This window comes from Pseudomonas asplenii, assembly GCF_900105475.1.
In the GTDB taxonomy this organism is placed as follows: Bacteria; Pseudomonadota; Gammaproteobacteria; order Pseudomonadales; family Pseudomonadaceae; genus Aquipseudomonas; species Aquipseudomonas asplenii.
In genome coordinates this window covers 5992198-6014019 of sequence record NZ_LT629777.1, presented here as the reverse complement: position 1 = coordinate 6014019, position 21822 = coordinate 5992198, and the positions used below count along the sequence as shown (strand labels likewise).

15 protein-coding genes are annotated in these 21822 nt (G+C 63.5%); 8 read left to right on the top strand and 7 right to left on the bottom strand.

Annotated features, from left to right (window positions below; genetic code table 11):
- The first annotated feature begins 11 nt into the window (after window positions 1-11).
- Both BLU37_RS26680 and BLU37_RS26675 read left to right on the top strand, forming a co-directional pair.
- Window positions 12-1739: an autotransporter assembly complex protein TamA gene (locus BLU37_RS26680; protein ID WP_090210345.1), complete on the top strand. Its 1728-nt coding sequence runs from the start codon at window positions 12-14 to the stop codon at window positions 1737-1739.
- Window positions 1736-5413 carry a translocation/assembly module TamB domain-containing protein gene (locus tag BLU37_RS26675; protein WP_090210343.1) on the top strand — a complete coding sequence of 1226 codons (3678 nt, stop codon included), beginning with the start codon at window positions 1736-1738 and terminating at the stop codon, window positions 5411-5413. The genes BLU37_RS26680 and BLU37_RS26675 overlap by 4 nt, the downstream gene beginning before the upstream one ends.
- Before the next feature lie 128 nt (window positions 5414-5541).
- On the opposite strand, the gene BLU37_RS26670 is transcribed toward BLU37_RS26675, so the two are convergent.
- Window positions 5542-6546, bottom strand: a complete 1005-nt coding sequence (locus BLU37_RS26670; protein WP_090210341.1) for an aldo/keto reductase — start codon at window positions 6544-6546, stop codon at window positions 5542-5544.
- Window positions 6547-6668: 122 nt separating this feature from the next.
- On the opposite strand from BLU37_RS26670, the gene BLU37_RS26665 reads away from it, so the two are divergent.
- Window positions 6669-7580: a LysR family transcriptional regulator gene (locus BLU37_RS26665; RefSeq protein WP_090210339.1), complete on the top strand. Its 912-nt coding sequence runs from the start codon at window positions 6669-6671 to the stop codon at window positions 7578-7580.
- Between the two features lie 58 nt (window positions 7581-7638).
- Here BLU37_RS26665 and BLU37_RS29300 read toward each other — a convergent pair whose 3' ends face one another.
- Window positions 7639-7797, bottom strand: coding sequence for a hypothetical protein (locus BLU37_RS29300; protein WP_010445565.1), 159 nt, complete (start codon window positions 7795-7797; stop codon window positions 7639-7641).
- Between the two features lie 178 nt (window positions 7798-7975).
- Between BLU37_RS29300 and BLU37_RS26655 the strand changes: the two genes are divergently transcribed.
- A complete protein-coding gene (locus tag BLU37_RS26655) occupies window positions 7976-8164 on the top strand; it encodes a hypothetical protein (protein ID WP_010445564.1) in 189 nt (62 codons plus the stop codon).
- A 92-nt stretch (window positions 8165-8256) separates the two neighbouring features.
- Here BLU37_RS26655 and BLU37_RS26650 read toward each other — a convergent pair whose 3' ends face one another.
- On the bottom strand, window positions 8257-8634 hold the full coding sequence (locus BLU37_RS26650; RefSeq protein ID WP_090210337.1) for a fe2+ zn2+ uptake regulation protein: 378 nt from the start codon (window positions 8632-8634) through the stop codon (window positions 8257-8259).
- 302 nt (window positions 8635-8936) lie between these two features.
- Here BLU37_RS26650 and pvdQ point away from each other — a divergent pair, with 302 nt between their 5' ends.
- A complete protein-coding gene (pvdQ, locus tag BLU37_RS26645; RefSeq protein WP_172833068.1) occupies window positions 8937-11249 on the top strand; it encodes a bifunctional acylase PvdQ in 2313 nt (770 codons plus the stop codon).
- Between the two features lie 42 nt (window positions 11250-11291).
- On the opposite strand, the gene BLU37_RS26640 is transcribed toward pvdQ, so the two are convergent.
- Together BLU37_RS26640 and BLU37_RS26635 are read right to left on the bottom strand one after the other, a co-directional pair.
- A complete protein-coding gene (locus BLU37_RS26640; protein WP_010445561.1) occupies window positions 11292-12287 on the bottom strand; it encodes a FecR family protein in 996 nt (331 codons plus the stop codon).
- 140 nt (window positions 12288-12427) lie between these two features.
- Window positions 12428-13342 (bottom strand): LysR family transcriptional regulator, encoded by a 915-nt coding sequence (locus BLU37_RS26635; protein ID WP_010445560.1) that lies wholly within the window; start codon window positions 13340-13342, stop codon window positions 12428-12430.
- A gap of 86 nt (window positions 13343-13428) precedes the next feature.
- Here BLU37_RS26635 and BLU37_RS26630 point away from each other — a divergent pair, with 86 nt between their 5' ends.
- Window positions 13429-14355, top strand: a complete 927-nt coding sequence (locus BLU37_RS26630; protein ID WP_010445559.1) for a carbon-nitrogen hydrolase family protein — start codon at window positions 13429-13431, stop codon at window positions 14353-14355.
- Here the strand turns inward: BLU37_RS26630 and BLU37_RS26625 are convergent.
- A complete protein-coding gene (locus BLU37_RS26625; RefSeq protein WP_090210333.1) occupies window positions 14342-14914 on the bottom strand; it encodes a GNAT family N-acetyltransferase in 573 nt (190 codons plus the stop codon). The two genes, BLU37_RS26630 and BLU37_RS26625, sit on opposite strands and share 14 nt — an antisense overlap.
- 72 nt (window positions 14915-14986) lie before the next feature.
- The gene (locus BLU37_RS26620) at window positions 14987-15454 is read right to left on the bottom strand and encodes an LEA type 2 family protein (RefSeq protein WP_090211015.1); all 468 of its coding nucleotides are present in this window, start codon (window positions 15452-15454) and stop codon (window positions 14987-14989) included.
- Between the two features lie 158 nt (window positions 15455-15612).
- Between BLU37_RS26620 and zapE the strand changes: the two genes are divergently transcribed.
- Together zapE and BLU37_RS26610 are read left to right on the top strand one after the other, a co-directional pair.
- Window positions 15613-16722, top strand: a complete 1110-nt coding sequence (gene zapE / locus BLU37_RS26615) for a cell division protein ZapE (protein ID WP_090210331.1) — start codon at window positions 15613-15615, stop codon at window positions 16720-16722.
- Window positions 16723-16880: 158 nt separating this feature from the next.
- Complete coding sequence (locus BLU37_RS26610) at window positions 16881-21758, top strand: hypothetical protein (RefSeq protein WP_157696417.1); 4878 nt, start codon at window positions 16881-16883, stop codon at window positions 21756-21758.
- The last annotated feature ends 64 nt before the right edge of the window (window positions 21759-21822 follow it).

Below are 21822 nucleotides of genomic sequence, written 5' to 3'. Positions count from 1 at the left end.
CATCCGCGCTTATGACGTTTTCAGGAAGAGTTACCAGCGGCCTGCTCCTGCTTTTATGCAGTACGGTGGCGCTGGCGCAGAGTGAACTCGATGTTCGGGTCAACCCGGCCAACGATGAGTTGAAGTCCAATGTGGAAGGCTATATCGGCAGCCTCGGCGATCGCAGCGAGCGTGCACTCGAACGCTTCAGCCGGGGGGCCGAGGAGCAGGCGAAGAAAGCGGCCCAGGCCCTTGGCTACTATCAGCCACGTATCGACAGCGAGGTCGAGGGCGGCAAGACCCCGCGCCTGATCATCAAGATCGATCCTGGTGAGCCGGTGCACCTGCGCAACGTCACGGTGCGGATCGACGGGCCCGCCGCGCACCTCAAGGCGTTCCGTATTCCGAAAAGCGATGCCCTGCGTCCCGGTGCCGTGCTCAATCACGGTCATTATGAAGACGCCAAGCGGTTGATCCAGAACCAGGCCTCGCGCTACGGCTTCTTCAGCGGACGATTCACCGCGCAGAAACTGCTGGTCGATCCACAGGCCGGGGTTGCCGATATCGAGCTGGTCTACGACAGCGGTCCGCGCTATGCCTTGGGCCCGGTGCATTTTTCCGGCGACACGCCGTTCGACGAGGACCTGCTGCAACGCATGGTGCCGTTCAAGCCCGATACCCCGTACGACTCCGAGCTGATCGCCGAACTCAACCAGGCGCTGCAATCGAGCGGTTACTTCGAGGGGGTACGGGTCGACGCCGTGCCGACCGCCGCCACGGCCCAGGTGATTCCTGTGGATGTCCAGTTGGAAACCCGCAAACCACGGACCCTGGGCCTGGGCCTCGGTTTTTCGACCGACGTCGGGCCACGCGGCAAGGCCAGTTGGACCCGGCACTGGGTCAACGGCGAGGGTGACAGCTACGGTATCGAAAGCGAAATCTCCGCGCCCCGTCAGAACATCGGCGTCTGGTATGACCATCCACTGGACCCGCCACTGACCGACAAGCTGCGCTGGGCGGCCGGTTATCAATATGAAGAACTGGCCAACACCGACAGCCTGAGCAAGCTGCTCACCGTCGGCCCCGAGTGGCACAGCAAGTTGCCCAACGGCTGGCAACGGGTAATCTCGCTGAAATGGCAGCGCGAGGAATATCGCCTGGGCGACGACTCGGGCCTGAGCACCTTGCTGATGCCCGGCGTCAGCTATTCGTACCTGCGCAGCGACAACCGTATCGACCCGCACAACGGCTATCGTCTGCAGTTCGATGCCAAGGTTGCCAAGGAAGGGCTGGGCTCGGACAACAATCTGCTGTACGGCACGGCCCTGTTCAAGGGCCTGACCACCGTCTGGGACAAGCATCGGTTCCTTGGGCGGGTGCAGTTCGGCGGCAGCGCCACCAACGGCTACAAGTCGGTGCCGCCGTCGTTGCGCTTCTTTGCCGGGGGCGACCAGAGCGTACGCGGCTACGAGTACCAGACCCTGTCCCCGGAGAACTCTGACGGCGACCGGATCGGTGGCCGCTACATGGTGGCCGGCAGTGTCGAGTACCAGTATTCCATCGCCGACAAGTGGCGGATCGCGACCTTCATCGACCAGGGCAATTCCTTCAATACCCTGGATTTTCCCAGCTTGAAGACCGGTGTCGGTATCGGTGTGCGCTGGGTTTCGCCGGTCGGACCGATTCGTCTCGACCTGGCCCATGCCCTGGATGATCCGGGCGGTATTCGTTTGCACTTTTCCATGGGACCCGAGCTGTGACGCGTGGTTTGAAAATGGCCGGCCTGGTGATCCTGGCGCTGGTGTTACTGGTGGCCGCGACCCTGGCGGTGCTGCTGGGTACCCAGGGCGGCAGCCGTTGGGCGCTGGCACAAGTGCCGGGGCTGACGGTGGAGAACTTCCAGGGCCGCCTGGGCGGCCAGTGGAGTGCCGATCGGGTGTATTGGGAGCAAGGCGGCAGTCGGGTCGAACTGAGCCAGCCACGGTTCGACTGGTCGTTTCCCTGCCTGGCGCGACTGAGCCTGTGTATCGATCAACTGGATGTCGAGCGGGTCGAACTGCACTTCGCGCCCGGCGAGCCGCAAGCCGACAGCGGTCCGCTGGTCCTGCCCAACCTGAAACTGCCGCTGAGCATCCGTCTCGGCCAGGTGCGGATTGGCAGCCTGCTGCTGGATGGCAGCGAGCAGTTCCGTGAGCTGCAACTGGCGGCCCACTGGACTGCCGCCGGTTTGCAGATCGACACGCTGCATGTACGGCGCGACGATTTGAGCCTGGAGCTGTCCGGCCTGCTGCAACCGATTGCCCAGTGGCCGCTGGCGTTGCAGGGCAGACTGATGTTGCCGGCACCCGGCGGCGTCCCCTGGGCGTTGGCCCTGGACGTTCAGGGTGACTTGCTCAAGACCCTGAACCTCAAGGCCGACAGCAGTGGCTATCTGCAAGGGCAACTGACCGGGCAGTTGCAGGCCCTGGCGGAAAACCTCCCGGCCCAGTTGAAGATTACCGCTGACGGTTTCAAGGCCAGCCCCGAGCTGCCGGATACCCTGCAACTCAACCAGTTGGAACTGACCGGCAACGGTGACCTGAAAAACGGCTATCAACTGCAGGGCCAGGCCAGCCTGCCGGCCGAGCAGGGGGCTGTAGGCCTGCTCCTGAACGGTCGGGTTGATGCCAAGGGCGCGCAGATCGCCGCGCTGCAACTGGATGCCGGCACTGACCAGCATCTGAAAGTCAGTGGGCAATTGGACTGGCAGAAGGGTTTCAGTGCGGACGGTACTGTCGATTGGCTGGATTTCCCCTGGCATCGCCTCTATCCGCTGATCGATGAACCGGCGGTCAAGGCGCGGACCTTCGTCGGTGAAGTGCACTACACCGATGGCAATTACCTGGGCAACTTCAAGGCCGATCTCGAGGGTCCGGCCGGGCGTTTCAGTCTGCTCAGTCCGTTCAGTGGCGACTTGCAGCAGATCGCCTTGCCGCAGCTCGAACTGACGGCGGGGCAGGGCAAGGCCAGCGGTTATCTCAAGGTGCAGTTTGCCGAGGGTGTGGCGTGGGACACCGCGTTGGACCTCAGTGCGCTCAACCCGGCCTACTGGGTGGCGCAATTGCCTGGCACCCTGGCCGGACCTTTGCGCAGCAAGGGTGAATTCAGAAACGAGCGGCTCGCGCTGAGCGCCGATGTCGCCCTCAAGGGCAAGCTGCGCGGGCAACCGGCGGTGTTTCAGGCCAAGGCCGGTGGCAGCGGCGAGCAGTGGTCCCTCGCCGCGCTGGATATTCGCCTGGGGGACAATCGGATCACGGGGAATGGTCGCCTGGAACAGCAACTGGCCGGCCAGCTCGATCTGAACATGCCGCGCCTGGCACAGCTCTGGCCGCAATTGCGTGGTCAGCTCAAGGGCCGCATCGACGTCGCCGGCAGCCTCAAGGCCCCTCAGGGCAAAGTCAGCCTGCAGGGCCAGCAACTGGCGTTCGCCGATAACCGGCTGCAGAGCCTCAACCTCGATGCCAACCTCGACAAGGCCCAGCGCGCGCGCCTGGAACTCAAGGGCAATGCGATCCAGCTCGGCGAAACCGACCTGGGCAACCTGCTGGTCAATGGCGAGGGCGACATCAAGCGCCAACAGGTGCAACTGGATCTGCAAGGTCCGTTGCTGAAGCTGGCCCTGGGCGCCGATGGCTCGCTGGATGGCGGCAACTGGCGCGGCCGGCTGGCCTCGGGTGACATTCGTACCGGCGGGCAGGACTGGAAGCTGCAGGGGCCGGCCAGGCTCGAACGGCTGGAGCAGGGTCGCCTGACGCTCGGTGCCCACTGCTGGGCGTCCGGCGAGGCCAGCCTGTGTGGCGAAGATCAACGGCTGATGCCCGAACCCCGGTTGCGTCTGTACCTCAAGCAGTTCCCCCTGGAAAGCCTGGCCCAGTGGATGCCCCGGGATTTCGCCTGGCAGGGCCGGCTCAATGCCGACCTGCAAGTGGATCTGCCGGCCAGCGGTCCGAAGGGCCGGATTCTGATCGATGCCAGTGGCGGCACCTTGCGTGTGCGCGAGAAGCGTCGCCAATGGCTGGAGTTCCCCTATGAAACCCTTCGGCTGACCAGCGAACTGACACCGCGCCGGGTCGACACCAGCCTCGACTTTCGCGGTGGCAAGCTCGGCGAGCTGACCCTTCAGGCGCAGATCAATCCGCTGGCGAAGAACAAGCCGCTGAGCGGCGACTTCCGCCTCAGTGGGCTCGATATCGCCGTGATCCGGCCGTTCGTGCCGATGGTCGAGAAGCTGGCCGGTCGCCTGGACGGCAGCGGGCGCCTGTCGGGTGGACTGCTGGCGCCGCAGGTCAACGGCAACCTGTTGCTCAGCGGTGGCGAAGTATCGGGGCCGGAGCTACCGACCACGATCAGCGACCTGCAGGTCCAGGCGCAGATCGCCGGGGAAAATGTCCAGCTCAACGGTAGCTGGAAGGGCGGCGAATCGGGGCAGGGCCGTTTGAGCGGGCACATCGGTTGGGCCGACGCCCTGGCGGTGGACATCGCCCTCAAGGGTGAGCAACTGCCGGTGACCGTTGAGCCTTACGCGGCCTTGCAGGTGGCCCCGGATCTGCACATCACGATGCACGGCGACCGGTTGGCGATTGCTGGCAAGGTGCTGGTGCCCAAGGGCGAAATCACCGTGCGGGAGCTGCCGCCGTCGACGGTGAAGGTGTCGGACGATACGGTGATCGTCGGCAACCAGACCGAGGAGGGCAAGCCCCCGATGGCCATCGCCATGGACATTGATGTGATCGTGGGTCAGGACACGCTCAGTTTCAGCGGCTTCGGCCTGACCGCGACCCTGCAGGGGCAGGTGCATATCGGCGACAACCTCGATACCCGTGGCGAGTTGCGGCTCAACGACGGGCGTTATCGCGCCTACGGCCAGCGCCTGAGCATCCGCCGGGCGCGTCTGCTGTTCGCCGGTCCGGTCGACCAGCCGTATCTGGACATCGAGGCAATCCGCCAGACCGGCGATGTGATCGCCGGCATTCGCCTGAGCGGCAGTGCCGAACAGCCGACCACGCAGATCTTCTCGGAACCGGCGATGAGCCAGGAGCAGGCGTTGTCCTATCTGGTGCTGGGGCGCCCGTTGAGCACCACCGGCGAAGACAACAACATGCTCGCCCAGGCGGCATTGGGGTTGGGATTGATGGGCAGTTCGTCGGTCACCTCGAGCCTGGCGAAGAACCTCGGGGTCCAGGACTTCGAACTGGATACCCAGGGCAGCGGCAACAAGACGGCGGTGGTCGCCAGCGGCAAGATCACCGAGAAGCTGAGCCTGCGCTATGGCGTCGGAGTGTTCGAACCGGCCAACACCATCGCCTTGCGCTATCTGCTGACCAAGCGGGTGTACCTGGAGGCGGCGAGTGGGGTAGCCAGCTCATTGGACATCTTCTACAAGCGCGACTTCTAGCGTCGGCAGGCGTGGGATTGTGGTGGATTCTTCGCGGGCAAGCCCTGCGCCTACAAGTGTACGACGCAATCTTGTAGGCGCAGGGCTTGCCCGCGAAAGCGATCTCAAGACCGCCCACGGCTTCAAGCCTAGCGGTTGAGCCCCTGCATTACCGCCTCCGCATAACGGCTGCCGGCCGCTGCGTCCGCCGGAAACACCTCATCCAGCGCCCGCAGTTCGGCCGTGCTCAGGTGCACTTCCAGCGCCGCGACATTTTCTTCCAGGTATTTGCGCTGCCGGGTCCCGGGAATCGGGATCAGGTAGTCACCCTGGGCCAGCACCCAGGCGAGGGCCAGCTGTCCGGTGCTGACACCTTTTTGCGCCGCCAGCGCCCGAACCTGCTCGACCAGTTGCAGGTTCCTGGCGAAATTCTCGTCCTGGAAACGCGGGTTGGTGCGCCGAAAGTCATCGGCGGCAAAGTCGTCCGGGCTTTTCAGGGCGCCGGTGAGGAAGCCCCGGCCCAAGGGGCTGTAGGGCACGAAGGCGATACCCAATCGTTGGCAGGCCTGCAGGCAGCCGTTGTGCTCCGGGTCGCGACTCCACAGGGAATACTCGCTTTGCAGGGCGCTGATCGGATGGACCTTGTGCGCCCGTTCCAGGGTATTCACCGAGGCTTCGCTCAAGCCCAGGTAGCGCACCTTGCCGGCCTGGACCAGTTCAGCCATGGCGCCGACGGTTTCTTCGATGGCGACCTGCGGGTCGACCCGGTGCAGGTAATACAGGTCCAGGGTTTCGACACCCAGGCGCTTCAAGGTGCCATCGATGGAACTGCGCACATACTCCGGCCGCCCGTCGACCCCGCGCAATGCCGGGTTGGCCGAGTCGCGCAGAATGCCGAACTTGCTCGCCAGGAACGCCTGGTCGCGCTTGCCGGCAATCGCCTGGCCGATCAGTTCCTCGTTGCGATAGGGGCCATACATGTCGGCGGTATCGAGCAGCGTCACACCCAGTTCGAGGGCGCGGTGCAGGGTGGCAATGGACTCGCGGTTGCTGCCGTCGGTGTTGCCGCTCGTATAGAAATCGCTCATGCCCATGCAGCCAAGGCCGATGGCGGAAACCTGCGGGCCGTTTTTACCCAGTTGACGCGTATGCATCGTTGACGCTCCGTTGAGGTGAAGGTGGCCCATTCTGATCCTCGACAAAAGCGCGATAAACCGGCTAAAAATGCTATCACTGTTCGTATTTTCTAAACAATATTCTCAAGAGTGGATGTCCCATGGACCGCTTCAACGCCATGCGCGTGTTTACCCGGATCGTCGAGCTGGGCGGTTTCGCCAAGGCCGCGGACAGCCTGCAACTGCCACGGGCCTCGGTGACCATCCTGATCAAGCAATTGGAAACGCACCTGGGCGTGCAGTTGTTGCATCGGACCACCCGCCAGGTCAGCGCCACCCTCGATGGTGAGGCCTACTACCAGCGCTGTGTGCAACTGCTGGCGGATCTGGAGGAAACCGAGGCGGTGTTTCGCTCTTCCCGCCTCAATCCCCGGGGCACCTTGCGGGTCGACATGCCGGCGGCCATTGGCCGGTTGATCGTGATCCCGGTGCTGCCGGAGTTCACTGCACGCTACCCGTTGATCGAGTTGGAAATCGGTTTGAACGACCGTCCGGTCGATCTGATTCGCGAAGGCATCGACTGCGTCCTGCGTGGCGGTGGCGTGCTGGATGAGTCACTGGTGGCTCGGCCGCTGGTGACCATCGAACAACTGCTCTGCGCCAGTCCGGCCTATTTGCGTGAACAGGGTGTGCCGCAGTCACTGGAGGCGCTGTCCGGACATCGGATGGTCGAGTATTTTTCCAGCGTCAACGGCAGGCGTTTTGGCCTGGAGTTTCTCCGCGACGGCCAGGTGCAGGAGCTGTACCTGCCCAAGCAGATCTCGGTGAGCAGTGCCGATGGCTACCTGGCGGCCTGCGAAGCCGGCTTCGGCCTGGTGCAGATTCCGTATTATCACGTGGTCGAGCAACTGCGCGACGGGCGTCTGTGCGAAGTCTTGCCGGGTGTGCCGCAACCCGGCTTGCCGCTGGCGGCGCTGTACCCGCCACACCGGCAATTGTCCCAGCGGGTGCGGGTGTTCGTCGATTGGCTGGTGCAGGTGTGTGCCCGGCCGGGCATCGGTTTCAAGCGCTGAGAGAGGCGAGTGGCGGGGCTCAAACGAAACGGGTGAGCCGTTGGCTCACCCGTGAATGTCAGCGACGATAGTAACCGGGGCCGCCACCATAATAACCGGGACCGCCGTCATAGTAGCGGTGATCATGCCAACCACCGTGGTCGTGCGGCAGGATGATGCAACCGCTCAGCGACAACAGGATCAGCGCAGGAATCAGCAGTGTGATTCGACGAAACATGGACACATCCTCATGGTTAAAGGCGGGCAGCGAAAACTCTGGCTCGCCTGTATCATGAGACTGCGTTTGGGTCGGCTTATTCGTCGGGCGCTGTAGGTGCTTGGCATGGAATTCGATACAAACCGGATACATTTCACCCGAGGCCTGGGCGTTTCAGGTCTCCTTCAGGATATAGGCAATGACCCAGGCACAACGTTTGAAATACTCGATTCTGGTCGTCCTGGTAGTACTGGGGATCATGTTCGGCCTCACCTACCTGCAGAGCACCGGCGTGATCAGCGAGAAGCTGTTCCAGTACATCGCGATTGGCGTAGCGGTCGTGGTGGTGATCATCAACGGCGTGATGCGTCGCAAGGTCAAGCCCTGAGACGTTATCGTGCTTGATGTCAGCCGCCGCGCAATGGGCGGTTGATCGATAGTGAGTGGCAACGCGGAGCTTCCCTGCCGCATCGCCGACGTTCAGTCCTGATGTTCCAGTGCCGTCAGGGCATCGGAGTGCAGGCTGTAGGTCTTGTCGGTGTTCAACACCACGACACCCTCGCTGCACAAGCGCTTGAGGACTTCACGCACGCTGAGAAAGGACAACGGAATGTCCAGTTCCAGCAGATGGCCGTGAACGCCGCGCACGCCCAGGCGACGCTGGCCGTCGCCAGCGTTGAGCAGGGCATCGATCACCTTCAGCCGAATCAGGCTGGTGCGCAAGCCGAAGTGCTTGAGCAGTTGGCGAATGCGTTCGTTGCCATTGCGCTCGGCCGGTTTGGCAAACAGGGCGCCCGAGCTGTAGGTGGGATCGCGTTGCAATGAAATACCGTCCATAGGCCTGTGCTGGTCGTACATGCGAAAAACTCCTTTTCAGAGCCTGATCAGGAAAGTGATGTCTGCTCTCTTTAAAATTAAAGACGAACGAGACCGATAAATCATGAAGCCTCGAATGTAGAAAATTTGTTGGAACCAGGTCGCAGCGATGTCGAAGGGCTGAATTTGAGCTGTCTGACGGGCTAAATTTATGCATGACCATTCGTTTCTATGGGCAGGCACCGGCTGCCCTGTGCTTTTGCGTGGGCGCCGGTTTTTCCAGGCGCCCCGTTGTCGTCATGTTCCGTGCTGCCTGGTATTCGACGGTTTTATCAGGAGTCTGCGTGATCATTTTCCGGCCATTTTCCAGGTGCTGTCTTGCAACGTTGTTGATCGGCCTGAGCCTGGGCGCCCATGCCCGCTCCCAGGGCACTGAGCTGAGCGCTGACATCCGCCGTACCACTTTTGGTGTCCCGCATATTCTGGCCGCCGACGAGCGTGGCCTGGGCTATGGCATCGGCTATGCCTATGCCCAGGACAACCTGTGCCTGCTGGCCAATGAAATCGTCACGGTCAATGGCGAGCGGTCGAAGTATTTCGGGCCGCAGGAGACGACCGTCGAGCAGACGGAAAACCTTGTCAGCGACCTGTTCTTCAACGGATTCAACACCCCAGCGGCGGTCTCGGCGTTCTGGCAGGCGCAAACCCCGCAAATGAAACAGCGGGTTGAAGGTTATGTGGCCGGTTACAACCGCCAGTTGCGCGAGCGCCAGGCCCAGGGGCTGCCGGAACAGTGCCAGGGCGACTGGGTAAGGCCGATCACCGTGCTCGACCAGGTCAAGCTGACTCGAAGGCTGCTGGTTGAAGGTGGTCTCGGGCAATTCATCGAAGCCCTGGCTGCTGCGACTCCGCCCGAGCAGACCGCGCAACGGCCGTCGGCGGGCTTCCAGGTGGCGGCCGAACGCATGCAGCGCTTTGCCCTGGATCGCGGCAGCAACGGTGTGGCGATCGGGGGCGAGCGCTCGTTCAACGGCCGTGGCCTGTTGCTGGGTAACCCGCACTTCCCGTGGGTCGGCGGCATGCGTTTCTACCAGATGCACCTGACCATTCCTGGCAAGCTCGACGTGATGGGCGCGGCGCTGCCGGGCCTGCCACTGATCAATATCGGTTTCAACCAGCACCTGGCCTGGACCCATACGGTCGACACGTCCAAGCACTTCACCCTGTATCGCCTGCAATTGGACCCCAAGGACCCGACGCGCTACCTGCTCGATGGCCAGTCCACGGCGATGGACAAGCGTCAGGTCACCGTTCAGGTCAAGCAGGCGGATGGCAGCCTGAAACCGATGTCGCGGTGGGTCTACAGCTCGGTGTTCGGGCCGGTGGTGCAATGGCCCGGCAAGCTCGACTGGAATCGCCAGGTGGCGTTCAGCCTGCGTGATGCCAACCAGGACAACGACCGGGTCCTGCAACAGTGGAGCGAAATGAACCGCGCCGACAGCCTCAAGGCGTTCCAGGCGGCGGTGCACAGGATCCAGGGGATTCCGTGGGTCAATACCCTCGCCGTGGATGATCGCGGCCGGGCGCTGTACATGAACCTGTCGGTGGTGCCGTACGTGGACGCCGACCAGTTGCGCCAGTGCAGCGATCCGCGTGCCGGCAGCGAGCTGATCGTGCTCGATGGTTCACGCCGTGACTGTGCCTGGAAGGTCTCTGCCCAGGCTGCGCAGAAAGGGATTTTCCCGGCGGACCGCTTGCCGCAGCTCGAGCGCGGCGACTATGTGCAGAACTCCAATGACTCGGCTTGGATGGTCAACCCGGCGGCGCCGCTCAAGGGCTTTTCGCCGCTGATCAGCCGTGACGGCCAGCCGCTGGGCCCGCGTGCACGCTTTGCCCTGGATCAGTTGGAGCGCTTGAAGCAGAACGGGCCGGTCAAGGTCGAGGATCTGCAGGCGATGGTCATGGATGATCAGGTCTACCTGGCCAGCCAGGTACTGCCTGACCTGCTGCAGTTCTGTGGTGGCGATCTGGGGGCGGATGCTGCGACCCTGGCGCCGCTGTGTGCCAGTCTCAAGAGCTGGGACCAGCATGCCAATCTGCAGAGTGGCGTGGGGTTCGTGCATTTCCAGAAGATCATGGCCCAGTTGTTCGAGCACGACGATATCTGGCGCATCAGCTTTGATCCGGCCAACCCACGGCATACCCCGCGTGGGCTGGACATCGGGCGGGCCGAAGTGGCCGGGGCGGTGCGGGAAGCGATGCTGGCCTCGGTGGCGAGTGTGAACAAGGCGGGACTGACGGCGGATTCCCGCTGGGGTGATATCCAGCAGGTCAGTCTGGGCGGGCACCCGGTGCCGGTGCATGGCGGACCGTCGACGCTGGGGGTGTACAACGCAATCCAGAGTATTGAGGGCGAGGCTGGCAAACGTGAGGTGATCAGCGGTACCAGTTATCTGCAGGTGGTCAGCTTCGATGAGCACGGCCCGCAGGCGGTAGGGTTGTTGGCGCCGTCATTGTCCAGCGATCCGGCGTCGGCGCACTTTCGTGATCAGACCGAGGCCTTTTCGAAGAAGACCTGGAGCGTGTTGCCGTTTTCCGAGATGCAGATCAAGGCTGACCCGACGTATCGGTTGCAGGTGATTCGCGAGAAGGATTGAGGGACATCCGCCCTCGTCTGTAGGAGCGGGAGGGCTGCGGACTCAGGCCTGGGGTTTTGCCCCGGGAATGGCGTTGAGCACCGGGTTGCCATCCTTGTTCTGGGTCAGGTAGACCGGCAGCACCTTGGGCAGCGAGGTGACCAGCTTCCTGACGTCGCTGGTGTTGTAGATACCGCCGATGCGGATCGTGCCGGTGGCCGTGTCGGCAAGGACTACCGGGGCGGACAGGTAACGGTTGATCAGCGGCAGGGCCTCGCTGAGGGGCAGGTTGTCGAGGATCAACTTGCCGCTGCGCCAGGCCAGTGAGGTGTCATTGGCATAGGTCTGGCTGATTTGCGGCTCGTAGTCTGCGGCCTTGTAGCGGGCCTGCATGCCCGGGTCGAGGCGATAGCCACCGGGCGTGCTGCTGTCGCTGCTGACCAGCACGGAACCCTGCAGCAAGGTCACGCGCACCTGGTCTTGGTACATCCAGACGTTGAATTGGGTCCCGGTGACGCGGATCTGGCCCTTGGCGGCTTTCACCACGAAAGGGTGCTCGGCGTTGTGGCTGACATCGAAGAAAGCTTCGCCTTTCTTCAGCGTGACCCGGCGCTGATCCTTGTAGTTGCTGTAGGTCAGTTGGCTGCCCAGGTTCAGTTCGACCTGGCTGCCGTCGGCGAGAGTGATGTGCTCGACACGGTTGCCGGCTTCAAAGGTCTGGTAGGAACTGGGTATCCAGCCCAGGCTCCAGCCGATATAACCGGCCAGGGGAATCGCCAGCAGGGCGCTGGCGGCCATGCCATAACGCGGCCAGTGGCGGCGCTTGACGGGCAGAGGGATGACTTGGGCCTGCGGTGGACGTGGCAGGTGGCCGGCGACGTCCCAGATCTCCAGCATCGCCTCGTATTCGCTGGCATGCAGCGGATCAGCCTTGAGCCACGCCTCGAACTGAGCACGTTCCTGCGCCGTGCAATCCTGCTCATGCAGACGCATGCACCAGTGCGCGGCAGCATCGGTGATCGCATCGTACTCGGCTTCTGAGAGGATCTGCTCTGTCATTGACTCTTCCCTATTTCCTACATTCTAACCTTCCCAGGGACCCGCCGAGAACAGGATATGGCACATGCATATCCGTTCTGGCCGGATTCTTCATCCAGTGTCCCGGAAAAAGCGTCTGTCGATCAGGTATTCATCATGACTCAGGGCATGTGAAAACATTGAAAAATGGCGGCCTGTACTTTCAGTACCGCCGGATCGAGCGAGGCGCTGGTGCGCCAGCCCAGTTCGATCGGGTAGCGCGGCAGGGGCATGGGGCAGGGCAGCAGGCGCAGCCCGCTGAGTTCGACGATGGCCTGGGCGGCATGCGTCGGAATGGTTGCCACCGCCTGGCTGCCCTTGAGCAGGTAGGGCAAGGCGGCGAAATGGCTGGTCGAGGCGCTGACATGTCGGCCCAGGCCCAATCCGGCCAGTGCTTCGTCGGTGATCCCGATAAAACCGCCGGACGAGACCAGGATGTGCTCGCGGGCAACGAACTGCTCCAGATTCAGCTCGGTCTGGCCGGGCTCCAGGCTTTCGGGGTCGACCAGGCAGCGATAATCGCCTTCCGCCAATACCCGCCGGCTGAGCAGGCGTTCGGCGAAGCCGCCCGCGGTGATCGCCAGGTCGAACTGGCGTTGCAGCAGCCCTTCGCCGACTATCTGGCTGTGGGTCTGGCGAAAGATCAGGCGCAGGCGCGGTGCCTGCTGGGCGATCAGCGCCATCAGGCGGCGACCGTAGGCGATCTCGAAGTCGTCGGAGAGCCCGATGATCACCGAGCGGCCTTCGTAGTGCCGGGCTTGCGGGTCGACCAGCGCCAGGCTCTGTCGACATTTGTTCAAGGCTTCACTGATCACCGGTTTGAGCTGGTTGGCGCACAGGGTGGGCGCCAGCCCGCGGCCGGTGCGAACGAACAGCGGGTCGCCGTACACCTCGCGCAGCCGTCGCAGTGCGGCGCTTATGGCCGACTGGGTGACGCCCAGGCGTACCGCCGCGCGGCTGGCACTGGACTCGTCGTGCAGGGCTTCGAAGACCTTGAGCAGGTTCAGGTCCAGCGTCTTGATATTTGTAGTGTTCATATCATTCAGTGATGAAGTGGTCTTTATTCATGATCGGTTGCGCCATGACAATTCGCAACACGAACTCAAGCCAGGGAGAACCGCTCATGTCCACATCCATCGTTGCCGCGCTGCAGATCGGTTCCTTGCCGGGGGGCAAGGCCGATACGCTGGAACAGATCCTTTCCTATGAAGCGGCCATCGTCGACTCCGGCGCCTGCCTGGTGGTGATGCCGGAAGCGCTGCTCGGCGGCTACCCGAAAGGCGAGACCTTCGGCACCCAATTGGGTTATCGCTTGCCGGAAGGGCGTGAGGCGTTCGCCCGTTATCACGCCAATGCAATCGACGTTCCGGGGCCGGAAACCGAGGCGTTGGCCGGCTTGTCCGCCCGCACCGGGGCCAACCTGGTGCTCGGCGTGATCGAGCGCAACGGCCATAGCCTGTTTTGTACCGTGCTGTTCTTCGATCCGCAGGCTGGCTTGGTGGCCAAGCACCGCAAATTGATGCCGACCGGTACCGAGCGGCTGATCTGGGGCAAGGGCGACGGTTCGACCCTGCCAGTGGTGGAAGGCAAGGCCGGGCGGCTCGGTTCGGCGGTCTGCTGGGAAAACTACATGCCGCTGCTACGCACTGCGATGTACGCCAAGGGCGTGGACGTCTGGTGTGCGCCAACGGTGGACGAGCGCGAAATGTGGCGGGTGACCATGCGTCATGTGGCCTGCGAGGGGCGCTGCTTTGTGGTCACTGCCTGCCAGGTCCAGCCGTCACCGGCGGCACTGGGCAGCCACGTCGAGAACTGGCCGCACGAGCGGCCGTTGATCAACGGCGGCAGTCTGATCGTCGGGCCGATGGGCGACGTGCTGGCCGGGCCGTTGGTGGGTGAGGCCGGTCTGCTGACTGCCGAGATCGATACCGAGGAACTGGTCCGTGCCCGTTATGATTTCGACGTGACCGGCCACTACTCGCGCCCGGACGTGTTCGAGCTGCGGGTGGACGAGCGGGCCAAGCCGGGTGTGCGCTTCATCCAGGACTGATGCACGAATCCGGCGACTGGTTGCGCCGCCATTCTTCACGGGTGATTTCCCAGAGGTCGCAGGGTAATCGCCCGCTGACGAAGGTGCGCTCCTCGCTACGGATCAGGCGCATGCCTTCACGTTCTGAAATCCGCCTTGAGGCCAGGTTCGCTGCCGCCTTGGGCACGCGCATCAGCGGCCGCTCAAGCACTTCGAACCAGTAGTGGGCCACCACGCGGCTGGCTTCGCTCATCAGCCCCTGGCCCTGCCACTGCGGGGCGAGCCAGAAACCGCGGTTGTTGTCGGTTTCGTTCATGAGGCTGATGGAGCCGATCATCTGCTGCGGTGCGGTCTTCAGCCGAATCGACCAGAGCCATTCCTCGCCACGTTCGACGGCAGGCAGGGCGATATCGCGCAGATAGTTCAAGGCGCCATCGTCCGGGTAGGGCCAGGGCACCAGGGCATTGAGGTAGCGGACCACCTCCCAGTGCGGGAACAGTTGCTGGACGGCGGGGGCGTCGGCCAGCGTCATGGGTTGCAGGATCAACCGTTCGCTATACAGCGTGGGGTATTTTTCCATGAGAGGGGCCGTCCTGGACGCAAGTTGAAAGGGCTTTTATAGCAGCCTTTGCTGCCAGGCAGGTGAGCGCGCTCACCAACCGCTGGCGTTGGGGCCGGTCAGTTCCAGGCGACCCCGTTCGACGAAACGCATTGTGCCGAACGGTCCGCCGGCCAGCTTGCCGTGCAGCACGTAGGGCAGTCCGTCGAGGCTGCGTGCCTGGCTCAGGCCCAGGGTCTGGCGCAGCATGGAAAAGGCCGAGACGCTGACCGGCACCGTCAGTGTGGTTTCGGAAAAGCGCTGGAGCGTTCCCTGCTGATTGCTGACGCCGGAGGCCAGCGGCTGGTCGTTCACCTCCAGGTCGAGGGCCACGCCGTTGTAGGCGATGGCCGTCTCGTTGGGATTTTGCACGCGCAGGGTCACGGCAAAACGCACCTCCATGTCCTGGCTGGGCAACGGCTCGATACCGACCACGCTGATGTTCAGCGGATCGCGATTGGAGAACAGGGCGCAGGCACTGAGCGTCAGGAGCAGCAGGCCAAGGCCCAGGAGTTTGCGCATGGCGGAGTCCTCACGAGAAATGGCCGGTTGACGATACAGCAAAGCATAGACGCCAGGCTCATCCGAGAGTTCGCGGCAGGCGAGGAGCATCGGGGCGGATATGGCCCGGCGGATCGAACTGGCATACTGCCTGGCCATCTCCTGTTCCGGTCCTGCCCATGACTGTCGATTCCCCCCTGAGCGCCTACCAGCAAGCCGTCGAGCAAGGCTTCGTCGTTGACCCGGCCCAGCGGTTGGCGGTCCTGGCATTGCAAGACTGTCATGAAGCGTTGCACCAGGGGCAGATACCGCGCGGGGTGTATCTCTGGGGGCCGGTCGGACGCGGCAAGACCTGGCTGATGGACCAGTTCCACCAGACCCTGCGGGTGCCGTCACGGCGTCAGCATTTCCATCACTTCATGGGCTGGGTACACCAGCGTTCCTTTCAGTTGAGCGGGATCGCCGATCCGTTGCGGGCGCTGGCCCGCGAGCTGGCGGCTGAGGTGCGGGTGTTGTGTTTCGACGAATTGTTCGTCAATGACATCGGCGATGCGATCATTCTCGGGCGGCTGTTCCAGGTGATGTTCGATGAAGGCGTGGTCATCGTCTGCACCTCCAACCAGCCGCCGGAGCAACTGTATGCCGAGGGTTTCAACCGTGAACGCTTCCTGCCGGCGATTGCGGCGATCGAGCGGCACATGGTGGTGGTCGATGTCGATGGAGGGGAGGATCACCGACTGCATCCGGGGGCGGCGTTGCAGCGTTATTGGGTGCTGCCACTGGAAGGCTCGACGGGGTTCGCCCAGGCTTTCGCCGCACTGACCGCCGGGCAGGCGGTGTCTGCCGAGCCGGTCGCCATGGGGCATCGGACCCTGACGGTGGTGCAGGCTTCGCCGAGTGTGCTCTGGTGCCGTTATGCCGAACTGTGCGAGCAGCCGTTGGCGGCGATGGACTTCATGGCGCTGTGCGATCGTTACACGGCGATCTTCCTCGATCAGGTGCCGAACCTCAGTGCCCGCCAGCGCCCCGGACGCATCGCCCGGGGCACCGAGGATGCCGCGCAGCGCGTCGACGCCGGCGACCGCGAATTGCCGCAACTGTCGATCCATGATGACAGCGTGCGCCGTTTCATTGCCCTGGTGGACGAGTGCTACGACCGCAAGGTGGCGCTGTACGTCGCCGCGCAGGTGCCGCTGGACGAGTTGTACAGCGAAGGCTACCTGGCGTTCGCGTTTCGGCGCACCCTCAGCCGTCTGCACGAGATGCAGCTGCAGCGTTTCGGCCAGTGATGGGGCGACTCGACGGATAGGCCATTGGCCGGCGCAGGGGCCAGTTATATAACGCCGTTGTGAGGTGCCCTCGGGTTTGAATGCCGCCAGAGTCGTGTCCGGCAAGCTGCTGCGTGAGGTCATGACTCGTTCCCATCATTCGAACGAGGGCTGCAACCATGTCAACGCAAACTTCCCGTGTGGATCGGCCGACGACGGACCCGACCCAGGCCGCCAAGGCGTTGTTTCCAGAGATTCCGAGCGTATTGTCGGCCGCCGTGCCGCTGGTCCAGGCGGTGCTGGACGAGCACTATGGCAATTTTGCACTGTCGGCCGAGCAGGTGCGTCTTTCGGTTCCCTACTGGCTGCTGGCCCAGGGGATCGATGCCGAACCTGCGGGGCATAACGTCTACAGCCTGGCTGAAGTGCTGGTGGAAGGCTTCGCACAGGGCCATCCGACCCGGATGCAGTCCACCAGCCAGGACTGGGACGCGCGCAGCCAGCTTTGGCGACAGTGGCCTTCGGCGGGGGGCAAGCCGCTGGCGATCGACCTCAATACCTTGGTGCGGCGCCTGCATCAGGCCTCGCTCGGGTTGCCGCAAACCCTCAAACAGCAACTGATCGACAGCTGGAATGCTGCCCCGCAAGGCCGCGGCGCCAGCCGTTGGGAGCGCCTGGCGGCGATGCTCGGCAGCCTGCTGGTGCCCGGGCGGACGCCCGTCGCCGGTGGCCAGGCCGATCTGGCACGGCTGCCGTTCTACATGGGCTACGCGCCGTCCGGTGGCGGCGCTGACGACGACCTGTCCTCGCTGGATATCCGCGCCCATCGGATTCGGGTCTTCAGCATCGATGCCCAGGGGCGGCGTTACCCGGAACTGTTCCCGGTCATCAGTTTTATCCGTTATGAACAGAATCGCCCGTTGCCATACCCGCTCTACTTCCACCCAGCCGAAGGCGGCTTGCGCGCAGGGCGGCTGAGCGATAGCGAACTGGTCGGGCTGCTGCTCGGCAAGCGCATGGCCGGACGCGATCTGGAGATCGCCGAGCAGGTCATCTGGCGTTGGAACGAGCCCGTCCAACAGATTGGCGAAAGCCTGGTGAAGGGGCTGCTGGAGTATCAGTTGCAGGTGCTCAACCTGCTGGAGCCTGGGCAATGGCCCGGACGCAATGAGCTTCAGCGGCAACTGGACACGATCACCGATCCGGCCAGTTGGTTCGTCCTGCCGGAGAAAAGTCCCGATACCGGCAGTTTCCGGGTGATCCACCAGGAGAGCTGCGGCACGCTGGCGCCGAAGCTGGGCAGCGACTCCTTGCCGACCTGGCTGCTGCAGGCGAGCGCCGCCGATCGTGCGCTCTACAGCGGCCAGCTCAGCGAGCTGGCGCGAGTGCAATGCCAGTCGAAAGGCCGGGATTACCTGGAGGATATAGGCACGCTGGACCAGTTCGCCGCCCGGCAATTGCAGCGCCTGATGCGCGCGGATCACCCAACGGTGCAGGGCATCGCCCACCCGGATGACATCCACCTGCAACTGGAGCGCACCGTCGCTCAAGCGGTGCCTTCGCCCGGCGCTGCCGGTGGCGCGGTGGGCACGGTGGAAACAGTGCCCATGAGCCTGACGGAATTTGCCCTGGCCAACCTGGGCGGCTTTCGGCATGGCGGCATGCGCATCGCTGTTCGGCGCCAGGGGGTCGAATCGCCGGTTCCCGGTTGGTTGACGCCGGACTACATCAGGGCCCTGGTGACTCGGGCGGATATCGGCCAGGTGTATCCCGACCTGCTGAAAGCGCGCTTGATCACCGATGGGGTCGAGGCGTCGCGGCGAGAGGCGCTGTTCGTTGCGCAACTGCGCGCGAGCCTGCCATTGCAGGCCCTGGAATTGAAAATCAGGGGGCAGGCGGGATTCAACGATGAAGGCGTCGGCCTGGTCCAGGCGTTGCTTCGCCCGGCGGTCGGCGACCGATTGTCCAAGGGCGCTGAAGTCGTCCTGCGCCCGCTGGCCTTCAAGGCCAGGGCCGATTGGCAGGCGGACCCGGTGATGGCGATGTTTGTCATCGGGCTACGGGACATGGCCAGCGGCCCGGTGATTCTCTATCGGCCGTTGTTCCTGCGCCAGCCCCTGCAGCAGTTCGAGAGCGCCCAGGCGCTGCTCGCGGCCATCGCCCAAGGCGGCGAGTTGCAGAGCAGCGTATTGACCTGGATGGGCGAGACGGCCCGCGTTCGCTACCAGTCCGGAGGGTTTGCCGAACCGCATATCCAAACGTTCCAGCAGGGCGATGAATTTGCCCCTGAACCTGCGAAAGCCGCACCCGCGATCCTGGCCGAGGAGCTGGTCGAGGGTGATTACCCGCACGCGATCTTCGTTGCCACGGTCAAGGCCCTGGTCGAGCAGGCCGACCGGCAGTCGGTGTCGAATGTCGAGCAGCGCTGGGCGCAGTGGAAGGAGGGCGCCTGGCTGGTCCTGCTGAGTATCAGTCAGTTGCCGTTTGCCGGGTTGGTGCCCTACCTCGGGCACCTGGTGGCGGTGTTGTCCTGGCTGGTGGTGGTGAAGATCGTCCATGACGACTTGCAGCTCCTCGCTCGTGGCAGCCGGCAGGAGCTGTCGGCCGGGCTGGCGGACCTGCTGTTCAACCTCGCGACCCTGCTGTTGCAACACCGCGTCGCCGGCACGCGCGCTGTGCCGCGCACGTCCGAGCCGGTGCGTCCGGTGAACGCCTTGCCGCCGAGCATCACCCGCGTGAACGATTTGCCACGACCGCTGGTGCAACCGTGGTCGTCCGGCTGGCCGATTCCCGAGGCGCTGATGAAGCGCGTCCGCCCCTATCGGCTGCGCGCCTTCGACAAGCCGGCTTCGGCCCTGTCCGAGTTGGGCACGCTCGTTACTGCAGGTCCGGCCCGTGGCTTGGTGTATATCAAGCAGGACGTTGGCGGGAAGTGGTGTGCGCTGATTCAGGGTGATCTATATGAGGTGGCCTGGGAGGCCGATGGTGAAGGGGTACGGATCGTCGATGGCAAGGGCAACCCCGGCCCGTGGGTCCGTGCTGATGGCCACGGTCAGTGGAGCCTGGACCAGCGTTTGCGCGGCGGCTCTCCCAGGTCCGCCCTCTCGGCTGCCTCGGCGTCGGTGGAGGAGCGGCTCAAGGTTCTGCAAGATCAGCTGCTGAGTTTTGACCAGGTGAACGAGGCCGAGGAGGAGGGATTGATGAGCGCCCAGAAACGCTGGGTGAAGGTGTCCACGGAACAGATGATCAGCCGGCTGGGCTTCGAGCGCCTGACCCAGGAGTTGGAGGCCTTGACCCGGGCACTCGAGCCGCGTCTGGAACGCTATGTGGAGCAGATGAAGCTGATCGACCAGTACAAGGCCCTGCGCAGGCTTGATCCACGGGCCACGGTCACCGTGCTGAAAAACTCTCTGCTTGATCTGCATGCGCTGCTGCATTCGCACACTACCTGGCTCAGGGAACGCTGGAAAATGCCATTGCCGGCCTTGTTCGAGGCGTGGAGACGATCGGCCTCGCCGTTGTCGTTGCTGTCGCCGGCACGCCAGCAACTGTTGTTGGAGGAACTGACACCCCAGGAGCGTGCCAGCAGTTATGCCCTGTTGGAACATAATGGCGAGGTCATGGACAAGATGGTCGACTGGGCCACTCGCAAAAACGCCCTGCTGATCCGCCTGGAAAGCATTCGTGAGGGGCGTGAAGAGCATCAAAAATTGCTGGCGACGTTCAATTCCAGCCTGCCTGCTGAAACGGAGGTGCGGTTATGGCGAATCGAGCAGTTCTACACCTGGTTTTCCCGAGCCGAAGTGCACAGCGACGATATCGGCAGGGAAATGCTCGAGGAAATCTGGGGCCAGGGCGAGCGGCTTTACCAATCCTATTACTCCTCGTTCGATGCCATCCAGACCAGTGAGTTGGTGGAGAGCGAGCGCGTCAGCCTGCTGGAGTCCCTGCTCGGCCAATCCGCCGATTTTCGGCAGAAGCTCGAATTCTGCCGGGTCAGCCTCGACAATCGCCAGCCCGCGACCGCGCAGTTGGAGAAAGCCCTCGGGTTGCTGAGCCGACTCGAGCAGGACGCCGAGGAAGATTTGCGTAAGCAGTTGGGCCGCGATGATTGGGACCTGCCCGCGTTGCCGGTGGCGTCGACATCGGCCGGTCGCGCGCGGAAAAAAGTCATCCACACGCGCTACGACCAGATGTTGTCCGGTGAATTGCAGACCTCGCAGGATGGTCAGGAAGAGGTGGAAATCCGCGATCCCCATGGCCGCTCGACGGAGCGCTTCCGCCAGAGTTCCGCAGACGGCTTGTGGGACAAGGTCACGGTCGCGCCGGTAGCACCTGCGGCACCGAGACCGGCGATCGGCCTGGAGAAACTGTTGAGCACCGCACAACAGTGGCTCGACGACGAGTCATCGATTATTTCGCGGGTGAGTGCGCAGGCCAGGCGTTCGGATTCGCCCCGGGCCCAGCAGGACATCCTGCGTATCCGCGCCGAAATGATGGAGCACCAGGCCGAGGAGATCGATCGGGTCCTGGCGATGCCGCAGACGCCGCCGCGCAACCCCGAGCGGGTCAAGAGTGCCCGCACGGTGGCGCGCCTGTTGCGCGAAGCAGCGCCCAGGCTCACGGCTGCAGGGCGACAGGCGCGGATCGACGCCATCAAGGCCAATCCACCACAATTGCTGCGTGTCGATTACCTGCTGGAGCTAGGCGAGGCACGGGTGCGACGTGAAGGCAGACGTTTTCAACTGCCGACGCAGAAGAAGCAGAAGGACGACTTCCTGCAGGAGTTCGCGATACTCGACAGCGCCGGTAACCCGCTCTGGTACGCGCATTTTCATTACCCGAGCCTGCAGGCTGCGGAGGCAGACTTTACCGCCGCTCATCTGAAGACCGTGGAGCAACGCAAGATCGGCGGCCACTACCAGTCGCAACGGGAGGAAGAGGCCTTCAGGAAAATCCAGGCCGGACAAGGCGGCCGCGCCCGTCTGGCACTGCAGATTCACCGCAGTACCATCGACCTGGCGTCGGCGCAGAAGCACTTTTTCCCGGTTGCGTGAACCGGTGGGCCAAGGTCCGGCCCTGCTGATGCCCGGGTTGGCGAATTTCCTTCATTCGGGCTTT